Origin of the sequence: Azospirillum sp. TSO5, from assembly GCF_003116065.1 — a bacterium.
Classification (GTDB): domain Bacteria; phylum Pseudomonadota; class Alphaproteobacteria; order Azospirillales; family Azospirillaceae; genus Azospirillum.
In genome coordinates, this window is sequence record NZ_LGQY01000164.1 from 1 (window position 1) to 14,100 (window position 14,100).

General features: G+C 66.8%; 15 protein-coding genes. 8 read left to right on the forward strand and 7 right to left on the reverse strand.

The features are described from left to right. Positions 1–133 precede the first annotated feature (133 nt). The 5 genes from TSO5_RS31050 to TSO5_RS31070 all read right to left on the reverse strand — a co-directional run bounded on the left by TSO5_RS31050 (position 134) and on the right by TSO5_RS31070 (position 6,149). Positions 134–2,086, reverse strand: a complete 1,953-nt coding sequence (locus TSO5_RS31050) for an acetoacetate--CoA ligase (RefSeq protein WP_109155216.1) — start codon at positions 2,084–2,086, stop codon at positions 134–136. A 244-nt stretch (positions 2,087–2,330) separates the two neighbouring features. Continuing rightward, a complete protein-coding gene (plsY, locus tag TSO5_RS31055; RefSeq protein WP_109075390.1) occupies positions 2,331–2,930 on the reverse strand; it encodes a glycerol-3-phosphate 1-O-acyltransferase PlsY in 600 nt (199 codons plus the stop codon). Between the two features lie 4 nt (positions 2,931–2,934). Further along, complete coding sequence (gene pyrC, locus TSO5_RS31060) at positions 2,935–4,230, reverse strand: dihydroorotase (protein ID WP_109155217.1); 1,296 nt, start codon at positions 4,228–4,230, stop codon at positions 2,935–2,937. Continuing rightward, positions 4,230–5,204 carry an aspartate carbamoyltransferase catalytic subunit gene (locus TSO5_RS31065; protein ID WP_085089487.1) on the reverse strand — a complete coding sequence of 325 codons (975 nt, stop codon included), beginning with the start codon at positions 5,202–5,204 and terminating at the stop codon, positions 4,230–4,232. Before TSO5_RS31065 ends, pyrC begins: the two co-directional genes overlap by 1 nt. 57 nt (positions 5,205–5,261) lie before the next feature. Next, complete coding sequence (locus TSO5_RS31070) at positions 5,262–6,149, reverse strand: transcriptional regulator GcvA (RefSeq protein WP_109155218.1); 888 nt, start codon at positions 6,147–6,149, stop codon at positions 5,262–5,264. A gap of 196 nt (positions 6,150–6,345) precedes the next feature. On the opposite strand from TSO5_RS31070, the gene TSO5_RS31075 reads away from it, so the two are divergent. The 8 genes from TSO5_RS31075 to TSO5_RS31110 all read left to right on the forward strand — a co-directional run bounded on the left by TSO5_RS31075 (position 6,346) and on the right by TSO5_RS31110 (position 12,384). Beyond that, positions 6,346–6,561, forward strand: a complete 216-nt coding sequence (locus tag TSO5_RS31075) for a DUF1127 domain-containing protein (RefSeq protein WP_247871058.1) — start codon at positions 6,346–6,348, stop codon at positions 6,559–6,561. A gap of 3 nt (positions 6,562–6,564) precedes the next feature. Then, entirely contained in the window at positions 6,565–7,014 is a 450-nt protein-coding gene (locus TSO5_RS31080) for a GFA family protein (protein WP_109155220.1), read from the forward strand. After that, positions 7,011–7,433 (forward strand): GFA family protein, encoded by a 423-nt coding sequence (locus TSO5_RS31085; protein WP_109155221.1) that lies wholly within the window; start codon positions 7,011–7,013, stop codon positions 7,431–7,433. The genes TSO5_RS31080 and TSO5_RS31085 overlap by 4 nt, the downstream gene beginning before the upstream one ends. A 350-nt stretch (positions 7,434–7,783) precedes the next feature. Next, positions 7,784–8,125: a metalloregulator ArsR/SmtB family transcription factor gene (locus TSO5_RS31090; RefSeq protein WP_109155244.1), complete on the forward strand. Its 342-nt coding sequence runs from the start codon at positions 7,784–7,786 to the stop codon at positions 8,123–8,125. Next, positions 8,122–9,051 carry an SRPBCC family protein gene (locus TSO5_RS31095; RefSeq protein WP_199231073.1) on the forward strand — a complete coding sequence of 310 codons (930 nt, stop codon included), beginning with the start codon at positions 8,122–8,124 and terminating at the stop codon, positions 9,049–9,051. The genes TSO5_RS31090 and TSO5_RS31095 overlap by 4 nt, the downstream gene beginning before the upstream one ends. Before the next feature lie 203 nt (positions 9,052–9,254). Then, complete coding sequence (locus tag TSO5_RS31100) at positions 9,255–9,602, forward strand: cupredoxin domain-containing protein (protein ID WP_109155222.1); 348 nt, start codon at positions 9,255–9,257, stop codon at positions 9,600–9,602. A 37-nt stretch (positions 9,603–9,639) separates the two neighbouring features. Beyond that, complete coding sequence (locus tag TSO5_RS31105) at positions 9,640–10,485, forward strand: FTR1 family protein (protein WP_109155223.1); 846 nt, start codon at positions 9,640–9,642, stop codon at positions 10,483–10,485. Positions 10,486–10,587: 102 nt separating this feature from the next. Beyond that, a complete protein-coding gene (locus TSO5_RS31110) occupies positions 10,588–12,384 on the forward strand; it encodes a monovalent cation:proton antiporter-2 (CPA2) family protein (protein ID WP_109155224.1) in 1,797 nt (598 codons plus the stop codon). On the opposite strand, the gene TSO5_RS31115 is transcribed toward TSO5_RS31110, so the two are convergent. Further along, positions 12,381–13,178: an ABC transporter ATP-binding protein gene (locus TSO5_RS31115; protein ID WP_109155225.1), complete on the reverse strand. Its 798-nt coding sequence runs from the start codon at positions 13,176–13,178 to the stop codon at positions 12,381–12,383. The two genes, TSO5_RS31110 and TSO5_RS31115, sit on opposite strands and share 4 nt — an antisense overlap. Further along, complete coding sequence (locus TSO5_RS31120) at positions 13,175–14,071, reverse strand: ABC transporter permease (protein WP_109155226.1); 897 nt, start codon at positions 14,069–14,071, stop codon at positions 13,175–13,177. Before TSO5_RS31120 ends, TSO5_RS31115 begins: the two co-directional genes overlap by 4 nt. Positions 14,072–14,100: the final 29 nt, after the last annotated feature.

Here is a 14,100-nt window from a genome sequence, read left to right on the forward strand (position 1 = left end):
GGAGTGGCGGGACAGGGCCCGCCACATCTCCTTCATCGGCAGCTGTTCCGGCCGCTTGCCGGTGACCGCGACGACGCCGCGGTCGAAATCGGCAAGCACGCCGTCGAGGTCGAGGAACAGCGGCGACGCCACCTCACGTCCCGCTCAGTTCCGTCCGCTCGCGGAACTCGTCGAGCGCCTGCGGGTTGGACAGCGCCTCCGTGTTCTTGATCGGGCGGCCATGGACGGCGTCGCGCACCGCCAGCTCGGTGATCTTGCCGGAGCGGGTGCGCGGGATGTCGGTGACCTGGACGATCTTCGCCGGAACATGGCGGGGGGAACAGTTGTCCTTGATCCGCTTGCGGATGGTACCGGCGAGAGCCTCGTCCAGCTTCAGTCCCTCGCGCAGGACGACGAACAGCACGACGCGGACGTCGCCGTCCCATTCCTGGCCGATGCAGACCGCCTCCATGATCTCCGGAAGCTGTTCGACCTGGCGGTAGATCTCCGCCGTGCCGATGCGCACGCCGCCGGGGTTAAGCACCGCGTCCGACCGGCCATAGATCACCCAGCCGCCATGTTCGGTCTGCTCGATGAAATCGCCATGGACCCAGACATTGGGGAAGCGGTCGAAATAGGCCGAGCGGTATTTCGACCCGTCCGGATCGGCCCAGAAGCCGATGGGCATGCTGGGGAAGGGTCGGGTGCAGACCAGTTCGCCCTTCTCGCCACGGACGGCGTGGCCGTTGTCGTCGAACGCCTCCACCGCCATGCCGAGGCCGCGCGTCTGGATCTCGCCCTTCCAGACAGGGGAGATCGGGTTGCCCAGCACGAAGCAGGACATGATGTCGGTGCCGCCGCTGATGGAAGCGAGGTGGATATCCTGCTTGATCGAGCGGTAGACGAACTCGAAATTCTCCGGCATCAGCGGCGAGCCGGTGGATGCCAAGGCCCGGACGCTTGCCAGCGAATGGGTCTTCATCGGCTCCAGCCCCGACTTCTCCAGAGACTGGATGAACTTGGCCGAGGTGCCGAACAGCGTGATCCGCTCCGCATCGGCATAGTCGAACAGGATGTTGCCGGTCGGCGCGAAGGGCGAGCCGTCATAGAGGACCAGCGTCGTGCCGCTGGCTAGACCAGTCACCAGCCAGTTCCACATCATCCAGCCGCAGGTGGTGAAGTAGAACAGCCTGTCACCGCGCTTCAGGTCGCAATGCAGCCGGTGTTCCTTCACATGCTGAAGGATGGTGCCGCCGGTGCCATGGACGATGCATTTCGGCTTTCCGGTGGTGCCGGAGGAATAGAGGATGAACAGCGGATGGTCGAAGGCGACGCGCTCGAAGGTCGGCTCGGCCGCCGGATGGGGCGCCATGAAGTCCTGGAAGCCGACCGCGCCGGGTATGGACGAGAGGTCGGGCGCCTTGTCGACGTAGGGAATGATGACGGTGGCGACGACGGTCGGCAGATCCTTCAGCACCTCCGCCACCTTGGCGCGGACATCGTGGCTCTTGCCGTTGTACCAATAGGCGTCGGGTGCGAAGACCACCTTCGGCTCGATCTGGCCGAAGCGGTCGGTGATGCCCTGGATGCCGAAATCGGGCGAGCAGGAGGACCAGACCGCGCCCAGGCTGGTGGTGGCGATCATCGCCGCCAGCGTTTCCGGCATGTTCGGCATGATGGCGGCGACGCGGTCGCCCTTGCCGACACCCTTGGCCTTCAGCGCCTGCTGCAGGCGGGAGACGGTGGCCTTCAACTCCGCCCCGCTCCAGCGGTACTTGACCTTGTCCTCGCCCCAGAAAATGACGGCGTTGTCGTCCGGTGCGCCGGCCAGCAGATTCTCGGCATAGCTGAGACGGGCTTCCGGGAACCAGCGGGCGCCCGGCATCTTGTCGCCGTCCAGCAGATCGACACTGCCGAGGTCGCCGGTCAGCCCCGCCCATTCCCACAGGAAGCGCCAGAACCGCTCCTTCTCCGCGATTGACCAGTTGTAAAGCGCGTCGTAATCGTCCAGCCGCAGTCCGAATCGCGCATTCGCCGCCTCGCGGAAAGCGGTCAGGTTGGCCTGCGCGATGCGCTCCTCACTCGGGCTCCACAGCGGAGTGTCCATTCTCGGTTCCCTCAGCGTCTCGTTGTCCGCCGGCGCCAGCCGCCGGCTCACCTGCCGGGTTGCTTGTTCGTGCCCCGGATTGCCGTGCAGCATAGCGCATGGCCGCACCGGTTGTCTGCGTCCGGGTGGGCGAAATCGGATAGGGAGGGCGAGGGAACTCTAACAGAATCAGAGGACTGCAAACGAAAAGGGCGGGGAGTTGCCTCCCCGCCGCCCATTCGATCCGCCTCTTCGATCCGCCCGTTCAGGCCGCCTTCTTCTTGCCTGCGCCGATCTTCGGCTCCTCGCCTTTCAGCAGGCGCCGGATGTTTGCCTCATGGCGGATGAAGACCAGCGCCGCGATGAACAGGCAGAGGCCGCCGACCAGCGGGCCACCAAAGTACCAGCCGGTCAGGGGGCTGATGCCCAGCGCCGTCAGCGCCGACAGCGACGAGATGCGGAACAGCGCCGCCATCACCAGCCAGGTCAGGCAGGCCAGCAGCCCGACCGGCCACGACACCGCAAGCAGAACGCCGATCGCCGTGGCGACGCCCTTGCCGCCCTTGAAGCCCAGCCACACCGGGAAGCTGTGGCCCAGCATGGCGCCGCCGGCGGCCAGCACCGCCGCTTCCGGTCCGGCCAGCCACTGTGCCAGCAACGCGGCGATGGCGCCCTTGCCGCTGTCGAGCAGCAGGGTGGCGAGCGCCAACGGCTTGTTGCCGGTGCGCAGCACGTTGGTGGCGCCGATGTTGCCGGAGCCGATCTGGCGGATGTCGCCCAGACCGGCCATCCGGGTCAACACCAGCCCGAAGGGGATCGAGCCCAGCAGGTAGCCCAGCAGGGCGGCGAACAGGAGGATCGGCACCGGATCAACCCTCCGCCAACCAGACGGTGCGGCCGTCGACGATGGTGCGCAGCGGCCGGCCCTGGACCGGGCGATTCTCGAAGGGCGAGTTCTTCGACTTCGACTTGAAGCGGGTGACGTCGATCTGCCACGGCACGTCAGGATCGAAGACGACAAGATCGGCCGGCCCGCCCTTGACGATGCGGCCCACGGCCAAATCGAGGATCGCCGCCGGGTTGGCAGTGACGCAGGCGAGCGCCTTCAGCAGCGGCATCTTGCCCTTGTGCACCAGTTCCAGCGTCAGTGGGAACAGCGTCTCCAGCCCGATCACGCCGGGGGCGGCCTGTGCGAAGGGCAGGCGCTTCTGGTCCTGGTCCTGCGGCACATGGTCGGAGGCGATGGCGTCGATGGTGCCGTCGCCCAGCCCCTCGACGATGGCACGCCGGTCCATCTCGCCGCGCAGCGGCGGCGACACCTTGGCATAGGTGCGGTAATCGCCGACGTCGGTTTCGGTCAGGGCGAAATAATGCGGAGCGGTGTCGCAGGTCACCTTCAGCCCGCGCGCCTTGGCGCGGCGGATGAGGTCGACCGACTCACCGGTGCTGATGTGGGCGAAATGCAGGCGCCCGCCGGTCAATTCGGCCAGCCGCAGGTCGCGCTCGATCATGATGATCTCGGCTTCGCGCGGGATGCCGACAAGGCCGAGGCGGGTGGCGATCTCGCCCGAATTCATCATGCCGCCGGATGACAGCGATGGCTCTTCCGGATGCTGGACGATCAGCTTGCCGAAGGTCTTGGCGTAGCTGAGCGCCCGGCGCATGGTCTTGGCGCTGGCGATGGCCTTTGTGCCATCGGTGAAGGCGACCGCACCGGCCTGACCCAGCAGGCCCATTTCGGTGATCTCGTTGCCTTCGGTGCCGCGGGTGGCGGACCCATAGGCGAAGACCTTGACCAGCTTCACCTCGCGGGCGCGCCGCGCGATGAACTCCAGCCCGGCGACCTCGTCCAGCACCGGGTCGGTGTTGGGCAGCAGCGCCATGGCGGTGATGCCGCCGGCCGCCGCGGCGCGGGACGCGCTCTTGATCGTGTCCTTCTCTTCCTCACCCGGTTCGCCGATCAGCACCCGCATGTCGACGAGACCGGGGGCGAGGCACTGGCCGGCGAGGTCGATGACCTCCGCACCCTCGGGCGTGGAGTCGTTGAACAGGCCCGGACCGAAATCGGCGATGGTCTCGCCGTCGATCAGCAGGTCGCCGCGCTGGTCCAGGCCCGTCGCCGGGTCGAGCAGGCGGGCGTTGCGGTAGACGATACGGCTGCTCATCAGACGGCTCCCGCAAGGTCGGACTGGCGGCGTTCACGGGTCAGCAGGTCGAGCACGGCCATGCGCACGGCCACGCCCAGCTCCACCTGATCGAGGATCATCGAGCGCTTGAGGTCGTCGGCGACTTCCGAGTCGATCTCGACGCCGCGGTTCATCGGCCCCGGATGCATGATGACCGCGTCGGGCTTCGCCACTTCCAGCTTCTCGTAATCCAGGCCGTAGAAGTAGAAGTATTCGCGGGTGGAGGGGACATACTGGCCGCTCATCCGCTCGGTCTGCAGGCGCAGCATCATCACCACGTCGGCGTCGCGCAGGCCGGTCTTCATCGAATGATGGACCTCGACGCCCAGCCGTTCGATCTGCGACGGCAGCAGGGTCGGCGGTGCCACGCAGCGCACCCGGGCGCCCATGGCGTTCAGCAGGTGGATGTTGGAGCGCGCGACGCGGCTGTGCAGGATGTCGCCGCAGATCGCCACGATCAGACCGTCCAACCGACCGAGGCGGCGGCGGATCGCCAGCGCGTCGAGCAGGGCCTGGGTCGGGTGTTCGTGATGGCCGTCGCCGGCGTTGATGACGGAGCAGTTGACCTTGTCGGCCAGCAGCTTCACCGCGCCCGAATCGGCGTGGCGCACCACCAGCGCGTCCAGGTGCATGGCGTTCAGCGTCATCGCCGTGTCGATCAGGGTCTCGCCCTTCTTCACCGAACTGCTGTCGGTCGACATGTTGATGACGTCGGCCCCCAGCCGCTTTCCGGCCAGCTCGAAGCTGGTGCGGGTGCGGGTGGAGTTCTCGAAGAACAGGTTCACCTGCGTGCGGCCGTCCAACAGGTTGGACTTCTTCACGGGGCGGCGGTTCTGCTCGACATAGCCATCGGCAAGGTCGAGGATCTGGGTGATCTCGCCGGCCCGCAGCCCCTCGATTCCGAGGAGATGGCGGTGCGGGAAGACCGTGTCGGGGGACGGGTTCGCGCTCATGGGCGCGGACTATAGGAGCGGTCCGTTACGCCCGCAAGCCGCTCAATTCGGCGCTTTTCAGACCGCTTCCGCCTCCTCGAACAACCAGTCGTGGAAGGCCTTCACCTTGGGCCGGGAAAAGTAATGCTGCGGCGCCACGACATAGTAGGCGAGGCTCCCCGGCAACCGCACCTCGAACAGGCGGACCAGCCGGCCGGCCGCGATGTCGTCGGCCACCAGCACACCGCGGGCCAGCGCGATGCCGTGGCCGTTGATCGCCGCCTGCAGGGTGAAGGACGAATCGTCGAATCGCAGGCCGCGGTCGGTGTCCACCCCCTCGATTCCCGCCGCCCGGCACCACACCGCCCAGGAGATGTTGTAGTCGTCGTGCAGCAGCGTGTGGTGCCGCAGATCCTCCGGATTGACCAGCGGCCGGTCGCCGGCCAGCAGCGATGGGTGACCGACCGGGAAGATGTCCTCGGTCAGCAGCCGTTCGACCCGCAAATCCGGCCACAGGCCATTGCCGAAGCGGATCGCCAGATCGACGTCGTGACGGGCGAAGTCCACCACCTGCGACGTGCTGTGGACCCGCACATCCATCTCCGGATGACGCTTCTGGAAACGCACCAGCCTCGGCACCAGCCATTTCGACGCGAAGCTGGGCATGGTGGAAATGGTCAGCGTGCCGCTGCTGTCGGCGCGGATCAGGCGGTCGGTCGCCTGGGACAGCGTGTCCATCGCCTCGCGCACCGGCGGCAGATAGCTCTGCCCTGCCTCGGTCAGCGCCAGCGCCCGGTTCATTCGGCGAAACAGCGGTAATCCGAGCCACTCCTCCAGCGCCTTGATCTGGTGGCTGACGGCGGCCTGCGTCACATGCAGCTCGTCCGCGGCTTTTGTGAAGGAAAGATGGCGTGCGGCGGCTTCGAAGGCGCGCAGCGCGTTGAGCGGGGGCAGGCGGCGGGACATGGCGGGGGACGGACCAGCGGCTGGATTCGGATTAGCTTAGCTAATCGATTCTATGAGAAAGCGTCGTTTGTCGGCAAGCGGTCTCTGTACCATCCTCAGTTTCACAAGCGATCTGACCAACGGAGCGGCGAGGCCGAGGCCCCGCTCCCCATTCACCGGAAGGAACCGGATCATGGCAAAGGGAACGCATTCACCGATGTCCGGCGCAGAACTGTTCGTCCGCAAGCCGGCCCCGGCCGGCACGGGGTTGGGCGAGCGCGTGGTGGCGCTGTTCGACCGCCTTGCCACCTGGAACGAGCGCCGCCGGCAGCGCCGTGCGCTGGAGGCTCTGCCCGACCATCTGCTGTCGGACATCGGCATTTCCCGCGCCGACGCGGACTACGAGGCTGAAAAGCCGTTCTGGCGGGGCTGAGCGATGGACGACCTGAAGGCAAGCGGGGAGGGGGAGCGGGTCTGGACCGGCGGTTGCCTGTGCGGCGGCGTGCGCTATGCCATCGACACCCGACCGGAGCCGATCTCCTTCTGCCACTGTTCCCAGTGCAGGCGCCAGCACAGCCATGTCGGCGCCTACACTGGCCTGCCCCGATCGGCGTTGCGTCTGCTCACCGACTCGACCCTGACGTGGTACGCCTCCTCCGAGCGGGCTCGGCGCGGCTTCTGTGCGCGTTGCGGTGCCGGGCTGTTCTGGGAGGCGGTGGAACAGGCCGGTGCGGAGCGCCGCATCACGGTGACTGCCGGCAGCCTGGACGATGCGTCCGGGCTGCGGGTGGATCGTCATATCTTCGTCGACCACAAGGGCACCTATTACGACATCGGCGACGATGGTGTCGAACGCCGGACCAGCACGGGAGAGGTGGTGGAATGAGCGAAGGCGAGAGGGGGCGGGAGCGGGCGCTGGCCGGCGGTTGCCTGTGCGGCGGCGTGCGCTTTCTGCTGGCGGAACGGCCGGATGGGGTCGTGACCTGCCATTGCGGCCAGTGCCTCCGCTTCCACGGCCACATCGGCGCCTATGTCACGGTTCCGCGCGATACCGTCACCTTCGACGCCGATGAAACGCTGTCCTGGTACCGCTCCTCCGACATTGCGGAGCGGGGATTTTGCGGGCGCTGTGGCTCGTCCCTGTTCTGGAAGGGCGACGGTAAGACCGAGATCGAGATCGCCGCGGGCAGCCTGGATCAGCCGACCGGGCTGACGACGCTCCGCCATGGCTATGTGGCCGACAAGGCCGACTACTATGAAATCACCGACGGGCTGGAGCAATTTCCCGGCTCGTCGGAAGCTTGAACGCCTGACAAGATACGGTTCGAGTTGTTGAAAGGCGGATGGCAGCACATCACGTCTCCGACGCCCTATGGGTAGTGGTTGAACTGTTGCTCGCTCCAGAGCCTCCCATGCCGAAGCCGAATGCCTCCGTCGGGCAGGCCGAGATCACCAACGCAGTCCAGATTCCGTAAATCAGCCGGTCCTTGAACACAGTGACCACGTCATGGTGCGTGGGCACGGCGGGACGAAAGCCCCTGATCCGCGCCGCAACGGAAGCCACCCCTCCAGGGAGCGCTGCTTGGTTGTGAAAAACTTAGCCAACCGACGAAGTGTTTGCTTGCAAGTGCAATCTCGCGCTGATACTTAGCGACATGGCTAAGCATGATCCCGATCTCTCGCTGCTCTTCCACGCGCTTGCTGATCCGACCCGACGGTCAATCCTGACCCGGCTCGCCAGAGAACCTGCGCGTGTAACGGACTTGGCCGGTCCCACCGGGCTGCGTCTGCCCACGGTGATGCGGCACCTTTCCGTGCTCGAGGACGCTGGATTGATCTCAACCTCCAAGGAAGGTCGAACACGGATCTGCGCCATGGTGCCGGAGGCTATGGATCCGGTGCGGACATGGCTGGATGAGCACCGGGCCATTTGGGAGGCCCGTCTCGACCGGTTGGATGCATTTGTGATGAACGTCATGAAGGAGCGCAAAGAATGACATCGGACCCCGTTTCGACCGGCATGGCGCCGGATGACAGGCCGGATGACAGGAAGGATCGCTTTGCGACGCTGACCTTCGAGCGGGAGGTGGCCACGCCGTTATCGGTGCTGTGGCATGCGTGGACAGCCCCGGCCGCCCGGAGGGTTTGGGCCGCCCCCACGCCCTCGATCACCGTGGAGTTTCTGGAGGCCGACAGCAGGATGGGGGGACGTGAGGTCTCGCTCTGCAAGGTGGAGGGGCAGCCGGATATCCGTTGCGAGGTTGGCTGGCTGGAATTGCAGCCTGCGCAGCGTAGCGTGAATTACGAGATGGTTTCGTCCGGGCACGTGACGCAATCGGCCGCGCTGGTGTCGGCAGATTTCTCAGGCACGGACGAACGCAGCCGGCTGGTCGTTACGGTGCAGCTTTCCTCGATGGCCAAGAACATGGAGGCCGGATACCGGCAGGGCTTTGGTGCGGGACTGGACAATCTCTCGGGCGTGGCCGAGCGGACCATGGTGCTTGAACGAGTGATACAGGCACCCCGGTCCCTGGTCTGGGGGGCGTGGATGAACCCCGAGACGCTTCCGCAATGGTGGGGACCGGACGGGTTCTCCTGTCGGACGACGCGGATTGATCTGCGCGCGGGCGGCGAATGGGTCTTCGACATGATTGCGCCGGATGGAACGGTCTTTCCGAACCACCATCGTTATGGAGAGGTCCGGCCTGAGGAAAGAATCGGCTACACGCTTCTTTGGGGCGAGAACGGGCCGAAACATGCCGACGCCTGGGCCATGTTCGAGGATCAGGACGGCGCAACGAAAGTGACGTTGGGCATGGTGTTCACCACAGCTTCCGAGTTCCAAGAGGCGAAGGGGTTCGGCGCCGAGAAACTGGGGCAGCAAACGCTGGGAAAATTGGAACGCTTCGTCACATCCCGCTGAAACGGCCAGGCTTCGCGTCGTCTCGACCTGGGCTTGTCGAGACGGGCGAATCTGGGTAGGTGGCACGCTACGCCGCCGGGGTGCGCGATTCCGTCGCAGGTGCCTTGCGGAGCCTGCGGGTGCCTTTTCATTTGACCCCGGGGGGCTTGAGTGAGAATGATTTTCAGAAGCAATGGCCCACCAGCCCCTGAGGTTTTCCGCGAATGCGCCGTGTCTCTCTGCTTTCCGCCGCCTTCGGCATCGCCCTGTCCGGAGCCGCCCTGATCCATGCCGTCCCGGCGCAGGCTGCCGACACGGTTACCATCGTCATCAAGGATCACAAGTTCGAGCCGGCGGAGGTGAAGATTCCGGCCAACAAGCGGGTGACGCTGCTGGTCGACAATCAGGACGCCACGTCGGAAGAGTTCGAAAGCGGCGAGATGAAGGTCGAGAAGATCGTCGGCGGCCGCAAGCAGATCAAGGTCATGGTCGGTCCGCTGAAGCCGGGGCGCTATCCCTTCTTCGGTGAATTCCACGAAGCGACGGCGCAGGGCGTCGTGATCGCCGAGTGACGTTGTCCCAGCAGACCGCCCAGTACCGGAGACGACCATGCTCGCCAGTCTGATCATCGTCTTTCGCGAGGTCCTCGAAGCGGGCCTCATCGTCGGCATCGTGTTGGCCGCGACCCAGGGAGTGCCCGGCCGCGGCCGGTCGATTTCGCTGGGCATCGTCGGCGGCATGGTCGGGTCCTGCATCGTCGCCGCCTTCGCCGACGGCATCAGCTCGCTGTTCGCCGATACCGGACAGGAGATGTTCAACGCCACCGTCCTGCTGATCGCCGTCGTCATGCTGGCTTGGCACAATGCCTGGATGGCGCAGCATGGCCGCGAACTGGCGCGCGACATGAAGGCTGTCGGCCGTGCGGTGCAGAGCGGGGAGAAATCGCTGGCGGCGCTGGCCATCGTCATCGGTGTCGCCGTGCTGCGTGAAGGGTCGGAGGTCGTGCTGTTCCTGACCGGCATCCTTGCGTCGGAAGAGGGCGGCATCGCTACGGTGGCCACCGGCGGGCTGGGCGGCATGGCGTTGGGCGCGCTGGTCTCCGTCCTGCTCTATGCGGGGCTGCTGCAGATCCCGACGCGGCACCTGTTCGCCACCACCACGTGGCTGCTGACGCTTCTGGCTGCCGGCATGGCCGCCACGGCGGTCAATTTCCTGGCGCAGGGCGGCATCCTGATGGCGGGCGGCACCGTGCTGTGGGACACCTCGGACGTCCTGCGCGACAACAGCCTCGTCGGGCAGGCGCTGCATGTGCTGGTCGGCTACACCGATCGTCCGACTGAGGCGCAGCTGATCGCCTATGTCGGCGTGGTCGTCGGCATTCTCCTGCTGACCCGCTGGGCGGCCAGTGGAGCGCCGCCGTCGAACAACTCGCGCGTGGCTTCCGCGGCTGAATAATCAATAGCATCTGGGTATATGGCCGCGCTGACGGTTAAGTGTCTGGCATCGGCTGTTGAAATCGCGCCATAGTGCCCCGGCGACAGTCGAGCGGCGGGGGACATGGCGGAGCTTGTGACGTTGGTTGTGCTGTTGGCGGCGATGGTGGTCGCCGTGCCGGTGGCAAAAAGGTTCGGGTTCGGTGCGCCGCTCGGCTATCTCGCCGCCGGGCTGGCGGTGGGGCCGGCCGGGCTCGGGCTGGTCACCAATGTGGGGGCGATCGCACACGCCTCGGAACTCGGCGTCGTCATGCTGCTGTTCCTGATCGGGCTGGAGCTGAGGCCCGCCCGCCTGTGGGTCATGCGGAAATCGGTGCTGGGGCTTGGCGGTGCGCAGGTCGCGGTGACCGGCGCCGCGATCACCGCGCTGTGCGGCTGGGGGCTGGGGCTCGCCTGGCCAACGGCGGTGGTGCTGGGCTTCGGCTTCGCTTTGTCCTCCACCGCCATGGCGCTGCCGATGATGGCGGAGCGCGGGCTGCTCGCCAACCAATCCGGGCGCAATGCCTTTTCCGTTCTGCTGTTCCAGGATCTCGCCATCATTCCCGCGGTGGCGCTGCTGCCGCTGTTGGGCAACGGCAGCGTTCCCCAGGCCGACGGTGCGTGGCTGTCCGTGGCCAAGGCGGTGGTCGCGGTGGTCGTGGTGCTGATCGGCGGACGCTATCTGCTGCGGCCGATCTTCCACGCGGTCGACCGCGCCGGCGCGCCGGAGATCTTCACCGCCACCGCCCTGCTGATCGTCATCGGCACCGCCGTGCTGATTCAGGAGGCCGGGCTGTCGATGTCGCTGGGCGCCTTCATGGCCGGCGTCCTGCTGTCGGATTCCGAATACCGGCACGAGGTTCAGGCGGACATCGAGCCGTTCGAAGGTCTTCTGCTCGGCCTGTTCTTCGTGTCTGTCGGCATGGGGGCGGATGTGCCGACGCTGATGGCGCATCCCGTCCGCTTCCTCGGCCTCGCCGTGGCGCTGCTGGTGGTGAAGGCGCTGGTGATGTTGGTGCTGGCCCGCATCGCCGGGGTGCCCTGGGCCGGGGCGACGCGGATGGCGACGGTGCTGAGCCAGGGCGGCGAATTCGGCTTCGTGCTGTTCGGACTGGCGGTCGGCGGCGGCGTGATGGCCGGGGAACAGGCGTCGGCGGCAATGCTGGTGGTCACCCTGTCGATGTTGGCGACGCCCTTCCTTTTCGCGGCGGAGGAGCGCTGGTTCGCCCCGCGCCTGATGTCGGCGAAGCCCAAGCGTCCCTTCGATACCCCGCCCGACGATAACCCGCCGGTCATCATCTGCGGCTTCGGCCGGGTGGGGCAGGTGGTCGGCCGCGTGCTGCGGGTGCGAGGCATTCCCTTCACCGCGCTGGAGAGCAGCGCGGCCCAGGTCGATTTCGTCCGCAGGTTCGGCAGCAAGGCCTACTACGGTGACCCGACCCGCGTGGAGCTTCTGCGCGCCGCCGGGGCGGAGAAGGCCAAGGTGCTGGTGGTGGCGCTGGACGACATGGAGCAGTCGCTGCGCGTGGTGGAGATGGCGACGCGCCATTTCCCCAACCTGACCATCTTCGCCCGCGCCCGCAACCGCCGCCATGTCCATCATCTGATGGACCGCGGCGTCACCCACATCGTGCGCGAGACTTTCGATTCCAGCTTGCGGATGACCGCCGACGTACTGCGGCAGATGGGCTTGGCGGAAGGCGAAGTGACGCGGACGCTCGACACCTTCCGTGCCCATGACGAACGGACCCTGATCCGCCAGCATGCCGTTCATAATGACGAGATCAAGCTGATCCAGACGTCCCGCGATGCCGCCGCCGAACTTCAGTCGCTGTTCGAGGCGGACCGGGAAGGCGAAGCCAGGACGAAGGCGGAGGCTTAGCCGATCAGCAGGCTGTCGTCGCTGATCTCCATCCCGCCGCGCTGCTTGGCGAACAAGGCCAGCAGGTGCGGCACATCCAGCCCGGCGCGCTCCTCGCCCGCCACGTCGAGGACGACGCGCCCCTCGTGCAGCATCAGCGTGCGGTCGCCATAGTCCAGCGCCTGCCGCATCGAATGGGTGACCATCAGCGTGGTCAGGCGGTTGTCGCGGACGATGCGCCGGGTCAGGTCCAGCACGAAATCGGCGGTGGCAGGGTCGAGCGCCGCGGTGTGCTCGTCCAGCAGCAGGATCTTGGAGCCGGCCAGCGTCGCCATCAGCAGGCTGACCGCCTGACGCTGCCCGCCGGACAGCAGGCCCATGCGGTCGTGCAGCCGGTTCTCCAGCCCCAGCCCCAGCGCGGCGATGCGGTCGCGGAAGTTCCTGCGACGGTCGCTGCCCAGAGCGAGCGCGAGGCCCAGGCGGCGTCCGCGGGCGGCGGCCAGCGCCATGTTCTCCTCGATGGTCAGGGCGGCGCAGCTGCCGGCCATCGGGTCCTGGAAGACGCGGGCGACCAGACCGGCGCGGCGCGGCGTGTCCCAGCGGGTGACGTCGGTGCCGTCGATGGAGATGCGCCCCTGCTCCGCCAGCACGTCGCCGGCCAGCGAGCCGAGAAAGGTGGATTTGCCGGCGCCGTTGGAGCCGATGACGGTGACGAACTCCCCCTCCGGGATGGTGAGGTCGACGCCGCGCAGCGCGTGCTTTTCCAGCGGCGTGCCGCGCCCGAAGGTGACGTGGATGTCCTCGACGACGATCATTTGGCAACTCGTGCGCTGCGGGAAGCCTTGGCCTTCAGGCGCGGCAGGATCAGGGCGACGGCGACCAGCACCGCGGTCACCAGATTGAGGTCGGAGGCCTGCAGGCCGATGGAGTCCGCTGACAGCGCCAGCTGCACCGCGAGGCGGTAGAGGATCGAACCGGCGACGCAGCCGACCAGCGCCAGAGCCAGGGCGCGGGCGGGCAGCACCGTCTCGCCGACGATGACGGCGGCGAGCCCGACGACGATGGTGCCGATGCCGGTGGTGACGTCGGCGAAGCCGTTGGTCTGGGCGAACAGGGCGCCGGCCAGACCGGTCAGGGCGTTGGACAGGGCGATGCCGGCATAGACATGGGCGTCGGTGTCGACGCCCTGCGCCCGCGCCATCCGCGCATTAACCCCGGTCGCCCGCATCGCCAGTCCGAACTCGCTGGACAGGAAGCGGGCGAGCAGCAGCACGACAACCGCGACGATGACGCCGACCACCAGCGGGCGGACGATGTGGTCCGGGATGCCAAGCCCATAGAAGGGCGTCAGCACCGTGTCCTGCATCAGCAACGCGACGTTCGGCCGCCCCATGACCCGCAGGTTGACGGAGAACAGGGCGATCATCGTCAGGATGCTGGCGAGCAGATGCAGAATCTTGAATCGCACGTTCAGCGTCGCCGTCACCAGCCCGGCCGCGGCACCCGCAAGCGCAGCGGCGAGGCTGGCGAGCCAGGGGTTGACCCCGGCGATCAAGAGCACCGCGCAGACGGCCGCCCCCAGCGGAAAGCTTCCGTCCACCGTCAGGTCGGGGAAGTCCAGGATGCGGAAGGACAGATAGACGCCGATGGCGACCAGCGCATAGACGAGGCCGATCTCAATGGCGCCGAAGAGGGCGATTTCAGTCATTGCGGTGCTTTTGAAGGAGGCTTGGAGGA

What these genes read in the sequence shown, in the direction of transcription:
- TSO5_RS31110 (WP_109155224.1), top strand. Translation starts at nt 10,588, where the DNA reads ATGGCGGAGCTTGTGACGTTGGTTGTGCTGTTGGCGGCGATGGTGGTC.
- TSO5_RS31050 (WP_109155216.1), bottom strand. Translation starts at nt 2,086, where the DNA reads ATGGACACTCCGCTGTGGAGCCCGAGTGAGGAGCGCATCGCGCAGGCC.
- TSO5_RS31065 (WP_085089487.1), bottom strand. Translation starts at nt 5,204, where the DNA reads ATGAGCGCGAACCCGTCCCCCGACACGGTCTTCCCGCACCGCCATCTC.
- pyrC (WP_109155217.1), bottom strand. Translation starts at nt 4,230, where the DNA reads ATGAGCAGCCGTATCGTCTACCGCAACGCCCGCCTGCTCGACCCGGCG.
- TSO5_RS31095 (WP_199231073.1), top strand. Translation starts at nt 8,122, where the DNA reads ATGACATCGGACCCCGTTTCGACCGGCATGGCGCCGGATGACAGGCCG.
- TSO5_RS31100 (WP_109155222.1), top strand. Translation starts at nt 9,255, where the DNA reads ATGCGCCGTGTCTCTCTGCTTTCCGCCGCCTTCGGCATCGCCCTGTCC.
- TSO5_RS31090 (WP_109155244.1), top strand. Translation starts at nt 7,784, where the DNA reads ATGGCTAAGCATGATCCCGATCTCTCGCTGCTCTTCCACGCGCTTGCT.
- TSO5_RS31080 (WP_109155220.1), top strand. Translation starts at nt 6,565, where the DNA reads ATGGACGACCTGAAGGCAAGCGGGGAGGGGGAGCGGGTCTGGACCGGC.
- TSO5_RS31120 (WP_109155226.1), bottom strand. Translation starts at nt 14,071, where the DNA reads ATGACTGAAATCGCCCTCTTCGGCGCCATTGAGATCGGCCTCGTCTAT.
- TSO5_RS31115 (WP_109155225.1), bottom strand. Translation starts at nt 13,178, where the DNA reads ATGATCGTCGTCGAGGACATCCACGTCACCTTCGGGCGCGGCACGCCG.
- TSO5_RS31085 (WP_109155221.1), top strand. Translation starts at nt 7,011, where the DNA reads ATGAGCGAAGGCGAGAGGGGGCGGGAGCGGGCGCTGGCCGGCGGTTGC.
- TSO5_RS31105 (WP_109155223.1), top strand. Translation starts at nt 9,640, where the DNA reads ATGCTCGCCAGTCTGATCATCGTCTTTCGCGAGGTCCTCGAAGCGGGC.
- TSO5_RS31070 (WP_109155218.1), bottom strand. Translation starts at nt 6,149, where the DNA reads ATGTCCCGCCGCCTGCCCCCGCTCAACGCGCTGCGCGCCTTCGAAGCC.
- TSO5_RS31075 (WP_247871058.1), top strand. Translation starts at nt 6,346, where the DNA reads ATGTCCGGCGCAGAACTGTTCGTCCGCAAGCCGGCCCCGGCCGGCACG.